This window comes from Cryobacterium cheniae (assembly GCF_004403395.1).
Classification (GTDB): domain Bacteria; phylum Actinomycetota; class Actinomycetes; order Actinomycetales; family Microbacteriaceae; genus Cryobacterium; species Cryobacterium cheniae.
In genome coordinates this window covers 106,021-124,489 of the sequence record NZ_SOGN01000041.1, presented here as the reverse complement: position 1 = coordinate 124,489, position 18,469 = coordinate 106,021, and the positions used below count along the sequence as shown (strand labels likewise).

Annotated in this window: 17 protein-coding genes; 9 read left to right on the top strand and 8 right to left on the bottom strand. The window is 69.1% G+C overall.

Going from position 1 to position 18,469, the window contains the following annotated elements; genetic code table 11:
• Positions 1-114 precede the first annotated feature (114 nt).
• Complete coding sequence (locus E3T23_RS09245; protein WP_134370082.1) at positions 115-969, bottom strand: RDD family protein; 855 nt, start codon at positions 967-969, stop codon at positions 115-117.
• A 17-nt stretch (positions 970-986) separates the two neighbouring features.
• Between E3T23_RS09245 and E3T23_RS09240 the strand changes: the two genes are divergently transcribed.
• Entirely contained in the window at positions 987-1,982 is a 996-nt protein-coding gene (locus E3T23_RS09240) for a stage II sporulation protein M (RefSeq protein ID WP_134370081.1), read from the top strand.
• Between the two features lie 3 nt (positions 1,983-1,985).
• Here E3T23_RS09240 and E3T23_RS09235 read toward each other — a convergent pair whose 3' ends face one another.
• From E3T23_RS09235 to E3T23_RS09215, 5 genes are read right to left on the bottom strand one after another with little or no spacing between them, the layout of a single operon-like run.
• A complete protein-coding gene (locus E3T23_RS09235) occupies positions 1,986-3,293 on the bottom strand; it encodes a DUF58 domain-containing protein (RefSeq protein ID WP_134370080.1) in 1,308 nt (435 codons plus the stop codon).
• Positions 3,294-4,262 carry an AAA family ATPase gene (locus E3T23_RS09230; protein ID WP_134370079.1) on the bottom strand — a complete coding sequence of 323 codons (969 nt, stop codon included), beginning with the start codon at positions 4,260-4,262 and terminating at the stop codon, positions 3,294-3,296.
• Positions 4,259-5,497 (bottom strand): DUF4350 domain-containing protein, encoded by a 1,239-nt coding sequence (locus E3T23_RS09225; RefSeq protein ID WP_134370078.1) that lies wholly within the window; start codon positions 5,495-5,497, stop codon positions 4,259-4,261. The genes E3T23_RS09230 and E3T23_RS09225 overlap by 4 nt, the downstream gene beginning before the upstream one ends.
• Complete coding sequence (locus E3T23_RS09220) at positions 5,494-6,174, bottom strand: DUF4129 domain-containing protein (protein WP_134370077.1); 681 nt, start codon at positions 6,172-6,174, stop codon at positions 5,494-5,496. Before E3T23_RS09220 ends, E3T23_RS09225 begins: the two co-directional genes overlap by 4 nt.
• On the bottom strand, positions 6,171-7,364 hold the full coding sequence (locus tag E3T23_RS09215; protein ID WP_134370076.1) for a hypothetical protein: 1,194 nt from the start codon (positions 7,362-7,364) through the stop codon (positions 6,171-6,173). Before E3T23_RS09215 ends, E3T23_RS09220 begins: the two co-directional genes overlap by 4 nt.
• A 131-nt stretch (positions 7,365-7,495) precedes the next feature.
• On the opposite strand from E3T23_RS09215, the gene mtrA reads away from it, so the two are divergent.
• The 6 genes from mtrA (at position 7,496) to secA (ending at position 16,010) form a co-directional block, all read left to right on the top strand.
• Positions 7,496-8,176, top strand: a complete 681-nt coding sequence (gene mtrA, locus E3T23_RS09210) for an MtrAB system response regulator MtrA (RefSeq protein ID WP_134370075.1) — start codon at positions 7,496-7,498, stop codon at positions 8,174-8,176.
• 7 nt (positions 8,177-8,183) lie between these two features.
• Positions 8,184-9,851, top strand: coding sequence for an MtrAB system histidine kinase MtrB (mtrB, locus tag E3T23_RS09205; protein WP_134370074.1), 1,668 nt, complete (start codon positions 8,184-8,186; stop codon positions 9,849-9,851).
• Complete coding sequence (locus E3T23_RS09200) at positions 9,844-11,526, top strand: LpqB family beta-propeller domain-containing protein (protein WP_166806261.1); 1,683 nt, start codon at positions 9,844-9,846, stop codon at positions 11,524-11,526. Before mtrB ends, E3T23_RS09200 begins: the two co-directional genes overlap by 8 nt.
• Positions 11,527-11,614: 88 nt before the next feature.
• Positions 11,615-12,295 (top strand): ComF family protein, encoded by a 681-nt coding sequence (locus E3T23_RS09195; protein ID WP_134370072.1) that lies wholly within the window; start codon positions 11,615-11,617, stop codon positions 12,293-12,295.
• Between the two features lie 99 nt (positions 12,296-12,394).
• Positions 12,395-13,099, top strand: a complete 705-nt coding sequence (gene hpf, locus E3T23_RS09190) for a ribosome hibernation-promoting factor, HPF/YfiA family (protein ID WP_134370071.1) — start codon at positions 12,395-12,397, stop codon at positions 13,097-13,099.
• A gap of 100 nt (positions 13,100-13,199) precedes the next feature.
• A complete protein-coding gene (gene secA, locus E3T23_RS09185) occupies positions 13,200-16,010 on the top strand; it encodes a preprotein translocase subunit SecA (RefSeq protein WP_134370070.1) in 2,811 nt (936 codons plus the stop codon).
• Between the two features lie 12 nt (positions 16,011-16,022).
• On the opposite strand, the gene E3T23_RS09180 is transcribed toward secA, so the two are convergent.
• A complete protein-coding gene (locus tag E3T23_RS09180; RefSeq protein WP_241977799.1) occupies positions 16,023-16,463 on the bottom strand; it encodes an Rv3235 family protein in 441 nt (146 codons plus the stop codon).
• 241 nt (positions 16,464-16,704) lie between these two features.
• Between E3T23_RS09180 and E3T23_RS09175 the strand changes: the two genes are divergently transcribed.
• Entirely contained in the window at positions 16,705-17,295 is a 591-nt protein-coding gene (locus E3T23_RS09175) for a hypothetical protein (protein WP_134370069.1), read from the top strand.
• A gap of 35 nt (positions 17,296-17,330) precedes the next feature.
• Here E3T23_RS09175 and E3T23_RS09170 read toward each other — a convergent pair whose 3' ends face one another.
• A complete protein-coding gene (locus E3T23_RS09170) occupies positions 17,331-17,663 on the bottom strand; it encodes a helix-turn-helix domain-containing protein (protein ID WP_134370068.1) in 333 nt (110 codons plus the stop codon).
• Between the two features lie 172 nt (positions 17,664-17,835).
• Here E3T23_RS09170 and E3T23_RS09165 point away from each other — a divergent pair, with 172 nt between their 5' ends.
• On the top strand, positions 17,836-18,468 hold the full coding sequence (locus tag E3T23_RS09165) for a hypothetical protein (protein WP_134370067.1): 633 nt from the start codon (positions 17,836-17,838) through the stop codon (positions 18,466-18,468).
• Position 18,469: the final 1 nt, after the last annotated feature.

The following is an 18,469-nucleotide window of genomic DNA, read 5'->3' as shown; positions in this document are numbered from 1 at the left end:
ACGTCTCGCGGCGCACCCTGCCTGGGCCGGCGCACGGTAGAACATGCGCCCGCCTCCACACCCTGCGCCGCCACCACCCTCCCCGGGGAGCCGGCGCGGAAATGGGCCGGGGCCTCAGCGCTGAGGGAAGCCGTGCGGCAGGGTGTGCAGAATGGGCTGCAGGCGGTCGAGGCGCTCCCGTTCGAGCTGCAACGCCGTGGCCTCACGGCCGCGCCGCACCGCGGCGACCCCGGCCAGGAAGACTTCCGACGGAACAGCGGGCGTCGGAGACACAAACGGCGCGGCCTCAGCGGCCAGGCTGTCGGCGAGGCGCAGCCGGGTGGCCGGGGTCAGCTTGTCGACCTGGCGCAGGAACTGAGCGATACGGCGGGAGAGGCGATCGGGGAGCCGCACGATATCCACCGTCTGGGCCCAGGCGTCGAGCACGGGCGGCAGTGCGACCGACTGTTCCGTGAGGCGGGGAACCCGTTCGTGCTGGCTGTACGTTCCGGCCAGCAGGTCGCCGAGGCGTTTGGACTTGCCGTTCAGAAGCGCGGTGGTGGCGGCGAGGCCACCGAAAGTCAGGTAGATCTCGACGACGCCGAGCAGCGCGCGGATGAAGGCGTGGCGAAGCTGGATGGCGCCGCCGTCATCGCGAACGATGCGAACGCCGATCACGACCTTGCCGAGGGACCGTCCGCCGGTGGCCGTTTCGACGGACATCGGCACGATGAGGAGACAGACGACCAGGCCGGCGATTCCGAGTGCCCGCCCGAGCGCGTTGTCGACGGCCGCTCCGGTGAGCCCGGTCACAAGGAAGGCCATCCCCAGGAACAGCAGGATGTAGGCCAAGAAATCGATGATCGTGCCCGCTGCGCGCAGGATGATGCTGGCCGGCCGCACGTCGAGCGCAACGGCTTCGCCGGTGACCAGTTCCTGCTCGCTCCACGAATACTGGCCGTGATCGGCCACCTTGCCGGGCTGCTCCATGTCTACTATTAGAGCAGATGGACCTTGACGCGTATTCAGCGGCGCACCGCGCCGAGTGGGACCGCCTGGCTGAGCTCGGCGCCCAGCGGCGGCTCTCCGGCGCGCAGGCGGACGAGCTGATCGAGCGGTACCAATCCGGGGCGACGCAGCTGTCGGTGATCAAATCGACGGCCGGTTCGACCCTGGAGGGCGACCGGCTCTCGGTGGGGCTGTCCCGCGCACGGCTGCGGTTCACCGGGGCGAGCGCCAATGTGATCTCCCAGATCCCCCGCTTCTTCGTGCTGCAGCTGCCGGCCGCGCTCTACCGCCTGCGGTGGCTGACTCTGGCCGTGGCCGTGGTGACCATCGTGGTCGCGGGCCTCTACGGTTTCTGGATCTCCGGCAACCCCGAGGCTCTGGCTGCGGTCGGCTCCGACGCGGAGCTGCAGAAGCTGGTCAACGAGGACTTCGTCAACTACTACTCGGAGAATCCCGCGGCATCCTTCACCGGCCTGGTCTGGACCAACAACGCGTGGGTCGCCGCTCAGTGCATCGCCTTCGGGATCCTCGGCGTCTACGTGCCCTATATCGTGCTGCAGAACGCTCAGAACGTGGGTATCACGGCCGCGGTCATGTTCGCCTACGGCAAGGGTGACGTGTTCTTCCTCTATATCGCGCCGCACGGCATGCTCGAGCTGACCGCGATCTTCGTGGCTGCCGCCGGCGGACTGCGCATCTTCTGGGCCTGGATCGCCCCGGGGGCCCGCACTCGTGCGCAGGCTCTGGCTGAGGATGCGCGCGCCCTCTCGACGGTGGCCATCGGCCTCGTCTTCGTTCTCTTCGTCGCCGGTGTGATCGAGGGGTTCGTCACGCCGGCGCCGTGGCCGTGGCCGGTGAAGATCGGCATCGGCGCGGGTGCCCTGCTCGCCTTCCTCGCCTACATGCTGGTGCTCGGGCGTCGCGCCGTTCGGGCCGGCGAGACGGGCGACCTGGCCGAATTCGAGGCCGGCAGCACACGGATCTTCGCGGCGTAGTGGCTAGAGCCGGCCGGCGGCTTTGAGCGCGATGTAACGATCGGCCAGAGCGGGCGGCAGGTCGGCGGGGGAGCCGGTGACGACGTCGGCGCCCTGACGACGGATGGCGGCGGAGACCCGCGCCACGTCGAGCAGCGCCCGCTCGGCGGACGCCGCCCGGTAGATCTCCTCCCGGTTGCCGCGCGTCCGCGTGGCCTCCAGAGTGGTCGGGTCGGTGACGGATGCGACGATCACGGTGTGTCGGCGGGTCAGCTGGGGAAGCACCGATAGTAGGGCGCTCGAGGCTCCGGCCGCATCGATCGATGTGATCAGCACGACCAGGGCCCGGTGGCTGGTCACCGTGCGCACCTGTCCCGCAACGGCCGACCAGTCCGTCTCGATCAGCTCCGGCTCGATCAGAGCCATGGCGTCGACCATGCGGGAGAGGAGTTCCGCTCCCTGCGCCCCCTGCACGCGGCCGCGCACCCGACGGTCATAGGCGACGAAATCGACGTGGTCGCCTGCCTTGGAGGCCAGCGCGGCGAGCAGCAGCGACGCCTCGAAGGCCGTGTCGAGGCGAGGCTCGTCGTCGATGCGAGCGGCCGAGGTGCGGCCGCTGTCGATCAGGATGACCACCCGGCGGTCCCGTTCGGGACGCCAGGTGCGCACCATGGTGTCGCCGTGCCGGGCTGTGGCGCGCCAGTCGATCGAGCGCACGTCGTCTCCGCGCACATATTCGCGCAGCGAGTCGAATTCGGTGCCCTGGCCGCGCACGAGGAGGCTGGTGCGCCCGTCGAGTTCCTTGAGCCGGGTGATCCGCGACGGCAGGTGTTTGCGCGCGTTGAAGGGCGGAAGCACCCGGATCTGGCCCGGCGCCTGCAGCGTGGCCTGACGTGCCCACAGCCCGAGCGGCCCGAACGAGCGCACCGTTACCTGGTCCACCCGGCGTTCTCCGCGGCGAAGCGGCGTCAGCGTCAGCGATACCAGCCGGCGTTCGCCGGGAGGCAGCACCAGCGGTGTGCGGTTGTTGCCCGCTCCGGCCGACGGCTGCCAGGCATCCCGCACCACCGTGGTCAGTCGCCGGGCCCCGGTGTTCGTCAGGTACAGGTCGCTCGTCACGCTTTCGCCCAGGCGTACCCGGGAGGGCAGGCTGCGGGAAAGAATCATCTTCCGCGGCGAACCGGCCAGGATCAGGTCCAGGATGCCGAGCCCAAGCAGGGCGAGCACCCACAGTCCCAGCACGGTTGCCGCCGTCCCCGGAGTGCTCCCGAGCAGCACGATCGGCAGGGCGCCGAGCGCGAGCAGAGCAACGAACCGACCGGTGAGCGTCACTTAGATCGGCACCTGCACCTGGGCGAGCACGGCCCGCAGGATCGCGTCCACGGACACGCCTTCGAGTTCGGCTTCCGGTCGCAGTTGCACGCGGTGCCGCCAGACCGGCAGCACCATCGCCTGAACATGGTCCGGGGTGATCGAGTCGTAGCCGCTCAGCCAGGCCCACGCCTTGGCCGCGGCGAGGAGGGCGGTCGTGCCGCGCGGGCTGACGCCGAGCTTGACCGACGGGCTGCTTCTTGTGGCGCGGGCCAGGTCGACGATGTAGGCGAGAACGTCCGGGCTGGCCCCCACGGATGCCACGGCGGCCTGGGCCTTCACCAGCTCCTCCGCGCCGAGAACCGCGGTGACTCCCGCTCCGGCCAGATCGCGGGGGTTGAAGCCCTCGGCGTGGCGCCGGAGCACCTCGAATTCCGCATCCCGCTCCGGTACCTCGAGTACGAGCTTGAGCAGGAACCGGTCGAGTTGGGCCTCCGGCAGCGTGTACGTGCCCTCATATTCGATCGGGTTCATGGTCGCGGCGACGATGAACGGGTCCGGGAGGGGGAGAGACAGGCCGTCGACGCTGACCTGGCGTTCCTCCATTGCCTCGAGAAGGGCCGACTGAGTCTTCGGCGGGGTGCGGTTGATCTCGTCGGCGAGCAGGATATTGGTGAAGACGGGGCCCTTCCGGAACTCGAAGTCGCCCACCCGGGCGTCGTAGACCAGTGAGCCGGTCACGTCGCCCGGCATCAGGTCCGGTGTGAACTGCACCCGCTTCGTCTCCAGACTGAGCGCCTGGCTCAGGGACCTCACCAGAAGGGTCTTGGCGACGCCCGGCACTCCCTCGAGCAGTACATGGCCGCGGGCGAGCAGCGCGATGATCAGCCCGGTGACCGCGCCGTCCTGTCCGACGACGGCCTTGCCGACTTCGGTACGCACCTGGGCGAGGGAGCCTCGCAGGGTATCGACGGCGGGATGAGTGCTCATGAGTCCATTCTTCCGGGTGGCAGGGGCGTGGTCGCGCGGGCCGTGGCCCGCTCAAGTTCCTGGATGCGGTCGGAGAGACCGACCAGTTCGGAGTCTTTGGTCGGGACGGCGTCCACGAGCACGGCCCGCACGTCGGCCGGCGACCGGTCGGTCACGGCGGCGACCATGGCGATCACGTCGTCGAGGCTCGCCAGCCGGGACAGCCCGACCTGGCCGGCGAGGCGCTGCACGGCTCCGACCCGGAGCGCATCGAGAGCGCGCAGACGGGCGTTGCTGCGCGCGTAGAGCCGGGCGCGGCCTTCCATCGTCTCGCTGGCCCGCACGGTGACCGGGAGGTTCTCTACGACGAGAGGTCCGAAGCGCCGCCCACGCCAGACGGCCGCGGCCAGTGCGACCAGCACCAGCAGGATGAGGGTCGGTGTGACCCAGCCGGGCGTCAGCTCGCCGAGGGACGGCGACCCGGTGCCCGGCACATCGGCGATCGTCGGCAGGTACCAGATGAGTTCGTCGTCTGCGCCCAGCAGGTTGAGGGCGAGAGCGGCATGTCCGGCCTGGCCGATCCTCTCGTTGCTGAACAGCGTTCCGTCGGCGATCAGGGTGAGAGTCCGGTCGGCGGTGACCCGCCCGACCAGGGCGAAGGCGTTTTCCCCCGAGGGGAAGCATCCGGTCAGCTCGGCGTCGTCGGCCGGGATGGTGAGCGTGGGCCCACCGGGCGAGAGCTTGTCGGCCTTGACCGCGGCCTCGACCGTGCAAGCGGCGCGGGAAACCGTGGCCGGGGATACGCCGCCGAAACCCACCGAGGGCGTCAACGTCTGCAGGATCAGGAAATCCGGGGATGCCACGACCGTGCGCGAGGCGAGGGCGGACATCGCGCTCAGCTGGTCGTCGGTCAGGTAGCCGCTCTCGTCGAAGAAGAACACGGTGGGGTCGGCGGCGGCGCCGGCCAGTCTTCGTGCCTCCGCGAGGGTGTCGGCGGTGGTGACGTCGACGCCCTGCCGGCGGAGCACTTCGACGAGCGCTCGCGCGCCGGCGGGCGCCGCACTGTCGGCCTCGAGGGGCTTTCCGCCGGTACCGCCGCCCGCGGCGAGAACGGTGCCGACGACGGCGACGAGCAGCGCGCCGATACCGGCGATCAGCCAGTACCGGGCCCGGCGCCCCGCTTCCCGCAGGGTCGGTGTGGAGGAGACGGCGTCCTCGGCCGGCGGGGAGGCCGCCGCAGTCCTGAGGAAATTCATGGTTGCTTCGTCTGTGCGGGGTCCTCGCGGTGCAGCGGTCGGGCGGCCCGCAGGTCGCTTTCGAGCGCGGCCAGAGCGAGGAAGCGTTGCTCGGTGCCTTCGATCCCCAGGTAGCGCACCCCGTCGAAGAGCTCTGCCGCGTCGGCGAGGCGCACCCGTTCGCCCGGGAAAGCCTCGGCGGCCCGGGCCGCGAAGGAGTGCGCCGTGGTGCCCGGCGTCACGATCAGGATGGTGCGCTCGGACAATCCGCGCGCCAGCGCCCGGAACATTTCGGCACTGGCCAGGTTCCAGTCCCGGTGGGAGGCGGCAGCCAGCGCGGCACGTCGGAGGTCAGTGGCGGCACGACGGTCGTCGACGCCGAAGAGATCGGTTGCGAGCCGGCTGCGTCGGTTCAGCCGAGGCAGTCCGAAGATGAGGACGGCCGCAACGATCATGACCACCACGGCCACGGTCAGGAGCAGCGGAACCCAGGCGGCGAACCCGTCGGCCGATGGCGCGGTGAGGGAGGTGAACCAGTCGAGGACCGAGGTCGACAACCGGTCGAACCAGGTGGGCCGGGCGGCCTCGTACGGGGCTTTGGCGAGTTCTTCCCGCAGCCACTGCCGGGCTTCGGGCGCGTCGGGATCGATCGGTATCGCCCCGCGGATCAGCGTGTGAATGTGCCACCCCTCGATCATGCCCAGGCGGCCTCCGGGGTGCCCGCCGTCTTCGACAGGTAGGGATCCTCGCCCGAGCCGGGCGCTGCCTCGACGAATCGGGCCAGTTCGAGGTCGAGGCCCTCCTTGCGCATCCGCAGGTCGATGTAGATCAGGGCGCTCGTGGCCGACTGCACCACGGCTGCGACGGCCCCCAGCACCAGGCCGATGAGAATGGTCAGCACGTACAGGATGATCGACGGGAGGTACCCATCGAACGCCGCGTTCGGGTCGACGAGGGAGACGGCCGCCCCGAACAGCAGGGACAGCGGCGTCGTCACGATCTGGGAGACGACGTTCACGACCGCCGAAACCAGGAGCTGCACGCCGAACGTGCGCCAGAAGTAGCCGCGGGTCAATGACCAGGACCGCCCCACCGCCGACCGGATGCCCAGTCGTTCCAGCACGATCACGCTCGGCACGAGCGAGGTCTTGGTGAACACCCAGATGCCCAGTGCGATGAGGGCCATCGTGCCGAGGACGCCGGTCGCCACCGCCACGCCCACGCCCGATCCGCCGAGGGAGACGAAGAACACCACGATTCCGGCCACGAGGGCGATGGCCGCGATCAGGCCCGCGCTCAACATCAGGGTCCAGAGCACCAGCGGCCAGAGTCGGGGCAGCACGGCGCGCCACAGGGCGCCGAGACGCAGCTTCTCTCCCAGCGTGGCGCGGGCCACCTCGATCACGATGACACCCTGCAACAGAGCGGATGCGACCACGGCCAGAGCCACCGGCACGATGGCCGAGAGCACAATGCCGAGGGTCGCCCCGGCCTGGAGCGCGTCGCGGTCCTCGAGCGGAGCGCTCTCCACCCGTGCGAGTGCGAAGTACGAGACCAGGCCCACCACGACGACGGCGATCAGGGCGACGCCGGCCTGGACGAGCAGCGCGCTGCCGAAGGTGGCCTTCGGATTGCGGCGCAGAACCTGGAACGGAGCCCACAGCAGGGTTCCGAAACCCAGCGGCCGCAGGGGGATCAGCCCCGGCCTCGGCGGGGGCGTCCACGCCTGCGCGGGGCCCCAGGCCGGGGGCGTTCCCGCGCCGAGAGCACCGTTCGGCAGCGCCGGCGGCACGAAGCCGGCGGGCGCGAGAGGTGGTTTCTGCTCGTCGCCGACCGGAACGTTGCGGCCGTCGTCGGTCGGGGAGTGCCAGTTCTGCGGGTCCGTCACGAGATCTATGCTGGCATACCTCGGAGAGTCATGAGCGTCTTGAGCGTACACACGGTGCCGTCGACTACTCTTAAGCCAGTGATTGCAGGACTCACCGGGGAATTTTGGGTGACTGAGCGGAAAACGGATTGATGAACGCACGCATTCTTGTCGTCGACGACGACACCGCGCTGGCCGAAATGATCGGCATAGTGCTCAACGCCGAGGGCTTCGAGCCGGTCTTCTGCGCCGACGGCTCTCTGGCCCTGGACGCTTTTCACGCTGTCAAGCCCGACCTGGTCCTGCTGGACCTCATGCTTCCCGGCCTTGACGGCATCGAGGTGTGCAGCCTGATCCGCGCCGAATCCGGCACCCCCATCATCATGCTGACCGCGCGAACGGACACGACGGATGTCGTCAAGGGCCTCGAGTCCGGCGCGGACGATTACATGGTCAAGCCGTTCAACCCCAAGGAACTGGTCGCGCGCATCCGCACACGCTTGCGCCCGGTTTCGGCGGAGACCCCCGCCAGCCTGCAGATCGGGGACCTGGTCGTCGACGCCGCCGGGCACGAGGTCAGGCGCGGCACGCGGCAGATCAACCTCACCCCTCTCGAATTCGATCTGCTGCTGGCTCTCGCGTCCAAGCCCCAGCAGGTCTTCACCCGGGAGATGCTGCTGGAGCAGGTCTGGGGCTACCACTACAAGGCGGACACCCGCCTCGTCAACGTGCACGTGCAGCGTCTGCGCGCCAAGGTCGAAGACGACCCGGACAACCCCCGCATCGTGATGACGGTGCGCGGGGTCGGCTATCGGGCCGGCGCGGCCGGCTAGATTCCTCGTGGTTGGCGGCACCGGGTACACCCGCAGCACCTGGCGGGATTGGCGGGATTGGCGGGATTGGCGGGACTGGCGCGGCTGGCCGACCAGGATCGCCCGGCTGTGGCGGTCCTCGCTCCAGTTCCGCACGGTGACCATCACGGTGGCGCTGTCCGGGGTGGCCATCATGGTGGTCGGGGTCTACATCTCGGTGAGCGTGGGCAACGACCTGTTCCAGTCGAGGCTGAACCAGGTGCTCGTCGACTCGAACCGGGCCACGACCGCAGCCCAGGGCATCTTCGACGCCTCCGACGCCGCGGACCGGGTGGAGGTGCAGACCCTGGTGGGCTCCGCCCGCACCCTGGTCACCGCGGCATCCTCGTCCCAGATGATCGCCATCTTCCGGGCTCCCGGCCAGGACGCCTCCACCGTTGCACCGCAGGATTCCTCGTCGTTCGGGGCTTCGACCGGAGTGATCACGCCCGATCTCCGCCTCCAGGTGCAGGAGAACGCCGGGGAGCAGTTCTGGCAGTCGGTGACTCTGGCGACGGATGACGGTGGGCAGGTGCCCGGCATCGTCGTCGGTTCCCAGCTCACCGTGCCGGTGGCCGGCCGGTACGAGCTGTACATCGGCTACAGCCTGGCCGACGCCGAGGCGACCCTGGCCTTCGTGCAGCGCACCCTCGGCATCGCCGGCCTGGTGCTGATCCTGCTGATCGGCGCGGTGACCTGGATCGTGGTGCGCCTGGTGGTCACCCCGATCCGAGTGGCCGCGGCCACCAGCCAGCGGCTTGCCTCCGGCGACCTCGGCGTGCGCATCCCGGAGAAGGGCGAAGACGTCATCGCGACGCTGGCCCGGTCCTTCAACGGGATGGCGGACAGCCTGCAGAGCCAGATCAAGGAGCTCGCCGACCTGTCCGAGGTGCAGCAGCGCTTCGTGTCGGACGTCTCGCACGAGCTGCGCACCCCTTTGACGACGATCCGGCTGGCCGGCGACGTTCTCTACGACCACCGGTCCACGTTCCCACCGGCGGTCGAACGCACGGCCGAACTCCTGCACACGCAGGTCGAGCGGTTCGAGCTGCTGCTGAGCGACCTGCTCGAGATCAGCAAATACGACGCCGGGTCGGTGGAACTGGAGACCGAACCCACCAACCTGGTGCACCTGGCCGAAGACGCCATCGACGGGCTGCGCTCCCTCGGGGATTCCAAGGGCACGGTGCTGACCCTGGTGGCGCCGGGCGGGCACCTCGACGCGGACGTCGATCCCCGCCGCATCCGGCGCATCATGCACAACCTGATCGGCAACGCCATCGAGCACGGGGAGGGCAAGCCGATCATCGTGTCCGTGGACAGCAATGAGAGCGCGGTGGCCCTGTCGGTGCGCGACTACGGCATGGGCATGAGCCAGTCGGAGATGGCCCATGTCTTCGACCGGTTCTGGCGGGCCGACCCGTCGCGCAAGCGCACCATCGGCGGCACCGGCCTCGGACTGTCGATCTCTCTCGAAGACGCCGTCGTACACGGCGGCTGGCTGCAGGTCTGGTCGCACCCGGGGGAGGGCTCCTGCTTCCGGCTGACCCTGCCGCGCACCGCGAACGGAACGCTCTCGAGTTCGCCGAGCCCACTGCCTCCGGCCGATGCCGGCGGCGCCACGGCCGCCCGAGGAACGGAAGGGCACTATGCGTAGTCGAACCCGGATGTTCGCGGGCCTGGTCGCGCTCGCGGTGGCTCTGACCGGATGCGCGGGCATCCCGCGCGACGGGGGAGTGCGCGAAGGGCAGGCCGTGCAGCCCGGTGCCACCCCGGCGCCCGTGTTCCTGCCCTCGCGGCCGCAGAAGGACGCCACCCCCGAGGCGATCCTGCGCGGCTTCATCGACGCGGCGACGAGCCCCGACAACGATTACGCAATCGCCCGGGAGTTCCTGGCGCCGAACTACAGCAGCTCCTGGGAGCCGGACACCGGGGTGACCATCGACGACGCCACCGGGCGCAGCATCGTCGCCGTCAGCGAGGGCCAGATGCAGTTCTCGGTGAATCCGATCGCGGAGGTGGATGAGCGCGGCGAGTACCGCGAGGTCGAGTCACCGACCGCCGTGGCCCTCCGCTACCAGTTCGTGCAGGTCGGCGGCCAGTGGCGCATCGGAGCGGCCCCGAACGGCACCGTGGTCGACCGGAACATCTTCCAGGATGTCTTCACATCCCAGGCGCTCTACTTCTACGACCCGGGCTTCGGCTACCTGGTGCCCGATCTGCGCTGGTACCCGCGCGGCGGGGCCACCCTGACCAAGATCGTCAACGGACTGCTCGACGGCCCCAGCCCCTGGCTCACCGGGGCCGTCGTGACGGCGTTTCCGGATGGCACGAAGCTCACCGCGGATGCCGTGCAGGTCGTCGCCAGGGACGCCAAGGTCGACCTCAACAGCGAAGCCCTGAAGGCCGACCGGGTCACCCTGCAACGCATGCAGGCCCAGCTCTCCAACAGCCTCCCGGCCGGGCTGACCGCCACCATCACCGTCAACCGCAACCTTCAGGACATCGTCGAGCTGAGCGCGAACGCCCCGACCGTGAATTCCCGCGTCGACGCACGGGCGCTGATCCTGCGGGACGGCGAGTTCGGGTTCCTCGCGGCGAGCGGCTCCTCGATCACCCCGATCGCCGGCCTGTCCGCCTCGATCGTCGCCCTGGGTCCGACCGCTGTCACCCTTTCGCCCGGTCAGACGGCGGCCGCAGTGCTGAGCGCATCGGGCGTCTACGGGGTCCGGGTCGGCGACGACCCCGTGCAGCTCGATCCCCGCCAGGGTCTGATCGCACCCTCCATCGACAACTACGGCTTCGTCTGGTCGGTGCCCGCCGCCCGTCCCGGGGAGCTGTTCGTCTACGGCCCGAACGGCGATGCGACCGCCGTTCCCACACCCTGGCCGGAGGCCGCGGCGATCCAGTCGCTGCGCGTGTCGCGGGACGGCACCCGGCTGATCGCCCTGGTCCAGTCCGGCAAGGACAGCCGATTCGTCGTCACCGCCATCAGGCGGGACAAGAGCACCCCGGTGGCACTGGGCGACGCGGTGCTTCTGGCCGCGCCGGAAGGAACGGCCGTGGATGCGGCCTGGATCGACGAGCTCACCGTGGCCTGCCTGACCCGCCTGCCGAGCGGTGAGGAACGGATCCTGGCCGTGCAACCAGGCGGTCTCAGCACGCGCCTCGAGTCCGCGCCGGACAGCGTCACGATGGTCGGCAGCAACAATCTGCGCGACCTGCGTGCCCTCTCGTCCACTGGCGGCCTCCTGGTGCAGCGCGGTGCCGGCTGGCAGGAACGACTGGTCGGTGTCACTCTCCTGGCCACCCAGCAGGGGATCGTCGGGTAGCTCCTCCACCGATCGTGCGGGAGCTTGTTCCGCACCGGTCTCCGCCTCGCGGCCGGGCCGGCCGGGCCTTGACCCCCACGATGGCGGGATGCGCCCGCCACATGGTCTCTCCCGAGCCGCCCTCGACGCGTGGGCGGTGGTGATGCCCACCGAGTGCAGCGGCTGCGGACTGCCCGACCGCGCCCTGTGCGGGGTCTGCCTGGCCGGGCTGGCACCTCAGGTGCACGGCTCCGAACGAGCGGGCGTGCTGGTGTGGTCTGCCCTGGACTATTCCGGGGTGGCCCGCCGCGTCCTGGGGGCGTTCAAGGACGGTGGCCGAACGGATGCCGCCGGCGCGCTGGCCGCTCCGCTCCGGGCCGCCGTGTCCGCGGCGCTGGAACCGGTCCTGGAGGGTGCCGGCGTGCACCTCGTGACCGTCCCCTCGTCCCGGCAGGCGTGGCGCATCCGGGGCTATCACCCGGTCAACCTGCTGCTCGGCCACTCCGGGCTCCGGGCGACCCCGGTGCTCCGGCCCGTGGGCCAGACGCAGGACCAGGTCGGCCTGGGCAGCGCGGAGCGGGGGCGGAACCGCACCGGTTCGCTGGTCGCTCTCCGTCCGCTCCACGGCTTCCGTGCGCTGGTGGTCGACGACATCCTGACCACCGGGGCCACGATCCTCGAGGTGCGACGCGCCGTGCTCGCTGCGGGCGGCGAAGTCGTCGGCGTGGCCACTCTGGCGGAAACACGGCGTCGTTTCCCCGTCGCCAGACGTTCATCGGAAACAGATTGACAAAAGGCTGTGACTTATCCCTCGCACACGGCTACGGTGGTCGTGAAGGCGCGTAATAATCGCCCAGATACGGGCGGTTCGCCAGATCTGGAGGTCGTCATGGAAACTAACATCGTTGGACGAAACCTAGGGATCACTGATCGTTTCCGGGAGTACGCCACCGAGAAGGCCGAGAAGGTCGCCGGCCTCGCCGACAAGGCGCTGGCTCTCGAGATCAAGCTGAGCCGCCACCGTGAGAAGAACGGTGCCACGGGCAACGACCGGGTCGAACTGACCCTGATCGGCAAGGGTCCGATCGTGCGGGCCGAAGCCGACGGCTCCGACAAGTACGCGGCGTTCGACGTCGCCCTGGGGCGGTTGCTCGAACGGGTGCGCCGCGCGAAGGACCGCCAGAAGCTGCACCGTGGCGGGGCCCACCGGCCCATCTCCCTGCACGACGCGGCATCCGTCGACTTCAGCGTGGTCGACATCACGCCGGCCGACGCCGAGGTCCTCGAGCGGGTGCGCACCGGTGCGATCCCCGTCGTGAAGTCTGAAGCGCCCGCGGCCGAAGAAACGGACGACGTCTACAACCCGGTCGTCATCCGGCGCAAGGTGTTCGCGGCGGCCCCGATGACCGTCGATGACGCCCTCTACTTCATGGAACTCGTCGGTCACGACTTCTACCTGTTCCAGGATGCCGTCACGAAGCGCCCGAGCGTCGTCTACCGCCGCAAGGGCTGGGACTACGGCGTGATCGAACTGGACGAGAACGCCGATGAGGCCGGGGAAGCCGTGCCGCCCTCCCGGGAGCGCAGCAACTGACCATCTAGCCTTGTTATAGTTGCCGCATGCCGGACGCTGTGAGCGTGCGGCAACGACGACAGGCGTGTGCACACGCCGTGACGACTAGTGGAGTGCATTCGTGGCCTCAATTCTGGAAAAAGTACTTCGTGTCGGTGAAGGACGCCTACTGCGTCGTCTCGAGCAGTATGCGAAGGCCACCAACGCGCTGGAAGATGATTTCAGCCACCTCACCGATGAGGAACTGAAGAACGAGACCGTGGTGCTGCGTGAGCGCTACTCGGGTGGTGAGTCGCTGGACGACTTGCTGCCCGAGGCGTTCGCCGCCGTGCGCGAAGCCTCGACCCGAACCCTGGGGCTGCGCCACTTCGACGTGCAGCTGATGGGCGGGGCGGCCCTGCACCTCGGCAACATCTCCGAGATGAAGACCGGCGAGGGCAAGACCCTCGTGGCCACGACGGCGGCATACCTGAACGCCATCACCAGCCGCGGCGTGCACATCATCACGGTCAACGACTACCTCGCCAGCTACCAGAGTGAGCTGATGGGGCGCGTGTTCCGCGCCCTCGGCATGACCACCGGCTGCATCCTGTCCGGGCAGACGCCCGCCCAACGCCACGAGCAGTACCTGGCCGACATCACCTACGGAACGAACAACGAGTTCGGCTTCGACTACCTGCGCGACAACATGGCCTGGCAGGCCTCCGACATGGTGCAGCGCGGCCACTACTTCGCCATCGTCGACGAGGTGGACTCGATCCTGATCGACGAGGCTCGCACGCCTCTGATCATCTCCGGTCCCGCATCCGGCGAGGCCAACCGCTGGTTCACCGAGTTCGCGAGCCTGTCGACCAAGCTGATCCCCGACGTCGACTTCGAGGTCGACGAGAAGAAGCGCACCGTGGGCGTGTTGGAACCCGGCATCGAAAAGGTCGAGGACTACCTCGGCATCGACAACCTGTACGAGTCCGCGAACACCCCGCTGATCTCCTTCCTGAACAATTCGATCAAGGCCAACGCCCTGTTCAAGAAAGACAAGGACTACGTCGTGATGAACGGCGAGGTGCTGATCGTCGATGAGCACACCGGGCGCATCCTGATGGGCCGTCGCTACAACGAGGGAATCCACCAGGCGATCGAAGCCAAGGAGGGTGTCGCGGTCAAGGCGGAGAACCAGACCCTGGCGACGGTCACCCTGCAGAACTACTTCCGGCTCTACTCGAAGCTGTCCGGCATGACCGGTACCGCGGAGACCGAGGCCGCCGAGTTCATGAGCACGTACAAGCTCGGAGTGGTGTCCATCCCCACGAACAAGCCGATGAAGCGCATCGACCAGTCCGATCTGATCTACAAGAACGAAGAGGCCAAGTTCGGCCAGGTCGTCGAGGACATCGTCGTCCGGCACGAGAAGGGCCAGCCGGTCCTGGTCGGTACGACGAGCGTCGAGAAGAGCGAATACCTGTCGCGACTGCTCGCCAAGAAGGGCGTGCGCCACGAGGTGCTCAACGCCAAGAATCACGCCAGGGAGGCCGCAATCGTCGCGCAGGCCGGACGCCTGGGCTCGGTGACCGTCGCCACCAACATGGCCGGTCGAGGCACCGACGTCATGCTCGGCGGCAACGCCGAGTTCCTCGCCGTCGCCCAGATGAACGCGAAGGGCCTGAGCCCGGTCGAAACCCCCGAAGAGTACGAGATCGCCTGGGACGACGTCTTCGACGCCGTCAAGGCGGAGGTCGCCGTGGAAGCCGCGAAGGTCGTCGATGCCGGAGGCCTCTACGTGCTCGGCACCGAACGGCACGAGTCCCGCCGCATCGACAACCAGCTGCGCGGTCGCAGCGGACGCCAGGGCGACCCGGGTGAGAGCCGCTTCTACCTGTCCCTGACCGATGACCTGATGCGACTCTTCAACGCGGGCGCCGCCGAAAGCCTGATGGGCCGCCAGGGGATTCCCGACGACATGGCGATCGAATCCAAGGTCGTCAGCCGGGCCATCCGCAGCGCGCAGGCGCAGGTCGAGGGCCGCAACGCCGAGATTCGCAAGAACGTGCTCAAGTATGACGACGTGCTGAACCGCCAGCGCGAGGCGATCTATGGCGACCGCCGCCACATCCTGGAGGGCGACGACCTGCACGAGCGCACGCAGCGCTTCCTGGAAGACGTCGTCGACGAGGTCCTCGAGGTGCACACGGGTGAGGGCAACGGCGACGACTGGGACTTCGACGCCCTGTGGACCGAGCTCAAGACGCTGTACCCGGTGGGACTGACCATCGACGAGGTTGTCGCCGAGGCCGGCAACCGCGGCAAGATCAACCGCGACTTCATGCGCCGTGAGATCCTCTCGGATGCCAAAGTCGCCTACCAGCACCGGGAAGAGTCGCTGGGTTCCCCGGCGATGCGTGAACTCGAGCGCCGCGTCGTCCTGTCGGTCATCGACCGCCGCTGGCGCGAGCACCTCTATGAGATGGATTATCTGAAGGACGGTATCGGCCTGCGCGCCATGGCCCAGCGCGACCCGCTGGTGGAGTACCAGCGCGAGGGTTTCGTCATGTTCCAGCAGATGATGGGTCAGATCCGCGAGGAAACCGTCGGCTTCCTGTTCAACCTCGAGGTTGAGGTCAGCCAGGCGCCGGGCGCCGTCGCCGGTCCCGTCGTCGCCGCCAAGGGGCTCGCCCCGTCCGCGGCCCCCGAGGAGAAGCTCAGCTACACCGCCCCGAGCGATTCGGGGGGCGTCGAGGTGCGCAACCAGCGCGGGCAGATCCAGCAGGCCGCCACGGACCGTGCCCGCCGGGCGAGCGCTCCGGACCCCGTCGATGAGGCGGAGCCGGACGTGGCGGCCGGACCGCCCCAGCGCGGGACATTCGGCCAGCGCGGTGACGCCGCGAAGCCCGCTCCGGCCAATCGCTCCGAGCGGCGCGCGCAGGGGAAGAAGTAGCGGGGCTGCCGGTCACAACACGTTGATGGCGCTCGCCCGCCAGCGCTGGTCCAAACCCTCCAGGCGCAGGGCCACGGCGCGCACGCGCACCTTGCTGTGCACCATCACCACGGCCTCGATCACACCGTCCCGGGGCTCGGAAATCGTGACCCGGCCGATCGTGAAAGCCGGGCGCTGGGCCCTCTGACCCTTGACGGAGCGCGCCCGAGCCGAGAGCACCACCCGTTTCAGCAGGTGCCGGTAAACGTCGTCACTGACCCACCGGGCGAGCTGGTCGAGCTCGCGGGCGCCGGCGAGCACCTCGATCACGCAGCGGGTGAGGTTGATCAGCAGCGGTTCCGGGTCCGGCAATTGGTCCCGGGTGCTGGGCTGGTGGCCGAAGAAATCGTCCTCGACGAACTTGTTGTCCCGTGAGCGGGGTTGGCGTGCCGGGGTGGCGGCTGGATCGCTCATGACTCCTCCGAGGTGCGTGAATCCGCTGTCAGTGGCAGACCTGCCGTGGCATGCGGGTGGCTCAAGGGTTCGGGTGGATCAGGGGTGCGGCGGAGCAGGTGACGGTGAGCCGGGGCACCCCCATCTGGGGGTGCCTGAACGCTGATCGACACTCAACCAGCCCGGGCCGGCGGTGTCGAGTGTTTATAAGGCCTGTGGATAACCCGGGCAGGGTCTCGGCGGGGCGGGCTAACTTCGGGATGTGCGCTGGGACAACCTGTTCGACGACCTCGAGGGGCAGCTCGAACACGAGTTGCGCGCCGAGGAGATCGACCTGCGCGCAGAGGAAGAGCGGCTGCGGCTGGGTCGGCTGTCCCTGCGCAACCGCTTGACCGGTCTCGCGCGTGCGCCCGGCACGGGAGTGCTGCGAATCGTGCTCGCGCTGGGGGAGACGATCACCGTGCGCCCGACCACCTTCGGGCGGGACTGGCTCGCGGGCGATCTGCTGGATTCCCCCTCCACCGGCTCCCAATGCGTGCTCCCGCTGTCCGCCGTGGCCGGGGTCGTCCTGCGCCGGGGGGAGATCCCCGTGTCGCTGGGCACCGAGCCGGAATCCGCCGCCCGGGTCGTGGACCGCATCGGCCTGGCATTCGTGCTGCGGGACCTCTGCCGGCGGCGTTCGAACGTGGAGGTGCACACCCGGGCCGGCGTGCTTCCCGGCACCATCGACCGGGTCGGACGGGACCATATCGACCTGGCCCTGCACGCTCCGGGCACCCTGCGGCGCGAAGCGGAGGTGCACCAGTACCGCATCGTGCCGGTGGCCGAGATCCAGCTCGTGCGGCTGCCCTGACAGCGGAAGCGCGGGCCACCGGCCCCTGGGCCGGGTCAGTCGTCGGGACGGATGATCGTGCCGCCGGACAGCTCGGGGATGTTTCCGAAGTCAGACTGCTGCCACAGCGACATGCGCCGGGCCTCCTCATACTTGGCCTCGATGAAGGACTCGAGCACGATGCGTTCGACCCGCCACACACCCGCGCCGCCGGCACCGATCGTGCCTGACTCGCCCGCCCGGGTGCTCTGGGTGCCGAGCCGGATGGCGGGCAGCTCGCCGGTGCGCACCAGCTCCAGCACCTCGGCCGCCGTCAGCGACAGGATCTCCGCGGTGTCGGCGAGGGTGAGGAACCGGCCCACGCCGGAGGCAGCCTCGGAATCGTTCATGAATCGATTATCCGTCGGTGGGCGGCCCCGCATCCGACTGGAATGAGGCTGTGGATAACTTTCCCGCGTGGGGGCGGAGACGGTCACGATGGAGTTCGAGACGAACTCTCGAGCAACGAGTCAGTACCGACGAGGCAGCATCAACGACTGAGTACGGGGGAGGCAGGCGACCGTGAGCAAGCCGGCAAGGAACACACGACGCAGATTCTGGTTCGACCCCCGTTTCGCCATCGGGCTGGCGCTGGTGGTCGCTGCCGTCGGGGGCGTCTACCTGATCGTCTCCGCCAGCGACCAGACCACGGCGGTCTTCACCGCGCGCTCGGCGCTCGCCGTGGGGGACCGGGTGGAGGCGGCCGATCTGGTCCCCACGCAGGTGCGTCTCGGCGGAACGGGAGACCTGTACGTGACGCCCGACCGGCTGCCGGACGACGGGTTGGTCGTCACGCGCACGATCGCTGCGGGGGAACTCGTTCCGGCCTCGGCGGTCGGGCGCACCACCGGCACCGAGGTCACAAGCGTCGTGGTGGAGCTGACCAGTGGCCTGGCCGCGAACATCGGCCCCGGTTCCGTGGTCGATGTCTGGTCCGCACGCAAGACCGACCCGAACACGTTCGGGCCCCCGACGGTGCTCGTCGACCAGGCCGCGGTCGTGCGCCTGGTCGAGCCGACCGGTCTCGTGGCGGGAGGCGGCATCCGAACACTGGAGATTCTGGTGCCCAAGGACGCCGTCGCCGCGGTGCTCGAGTCCATCGCGAACCGCGACGCCATCGCCGTCGTGCCCGTCAACGAACCGCTGGAGCAGTGAT

Excerpts from the sequence above, each read along its gene's own strand:
- E3T23_RS09195 (WP_134370072.1), top strand. The coding sequence starts at position 11,615 with ATGCGCCCGCCACATGGTCTCTCCCGAGCCGCCCTCGACGCGTGGGCG.
- E3T23_RS09225 (WP_134370078.1), bottom strand. The coding sequence starts at position 5,497 with ATGAATTTCCTCAGGACTGCGGCGGCCTCCCCGCCGGCCGAGGACGCC.
- E3T23_RS09170 (WP_134370068.1), bottom strand. The coding sequence starts at position 17,663 with ATGAACGATTCCGAGGCTGCCTCCGGCGTGGGCCGGTTCCTCACCCTC.
- E3T23_RS09200 (WP_166806261.1), top strand. The coding sequence starts at position 9,844 with ATGCGTAGTCGAACCCGGATGTTCGCGGGCCTGGTCGCGCTCGCGGTG.
- E3T23_RS09220 (WP_134370077.1), bottom strand. The coding sequence starts at position 6,174 with ATGATCGAGGGGTGGCACATTCACACGCTGATCCGCGGGGCGATACCG.
- E3T23_RS09240 (WP_134370081.1), top strand. The coding sequence starts at position 987 with ATGGACCTTGACGCGTATTCAGCGGCGCACCGCGCCGAGTGGGACCGC.
- E3T23_RS09230 (WP_134370079.1), bottom strand. The coding sequence starts at position 4,262 with ATGAGCACTCATCCCGCCGTCGATACCCTGCGAGGCTCCCTCGCCCAG.
- mtrA (WP_134370075.1), top strand. The coding sequence starts at position 7,496 with ATGAACGCACGCATTCTTGTCGTCGACGACGACACCGCGCTGGCCGAA.
- E3T23_RS09245 (WP_134370082.1), bottom strand. The coding sequence starts at position 969 with ATGGAGCAGCCCGGCAAGGTGGCCGATCACGGCCAGTATTCGTGGAGC.
- hpf (WP_134370071.1), top strand. The coding sequence starts at position 12,395 with ATGGAAACTAACATCGTTGGACGAAACCTAGGGATCACTGATCGTTTC.
- E3T23_RS09180 (WP_241977799.1), bottom strand. The coding sequence starts at position 16,463 with ATGAGCGATCCAGCCGCCACCCCGGCACGCCAACCCCGCTCACGGGAC.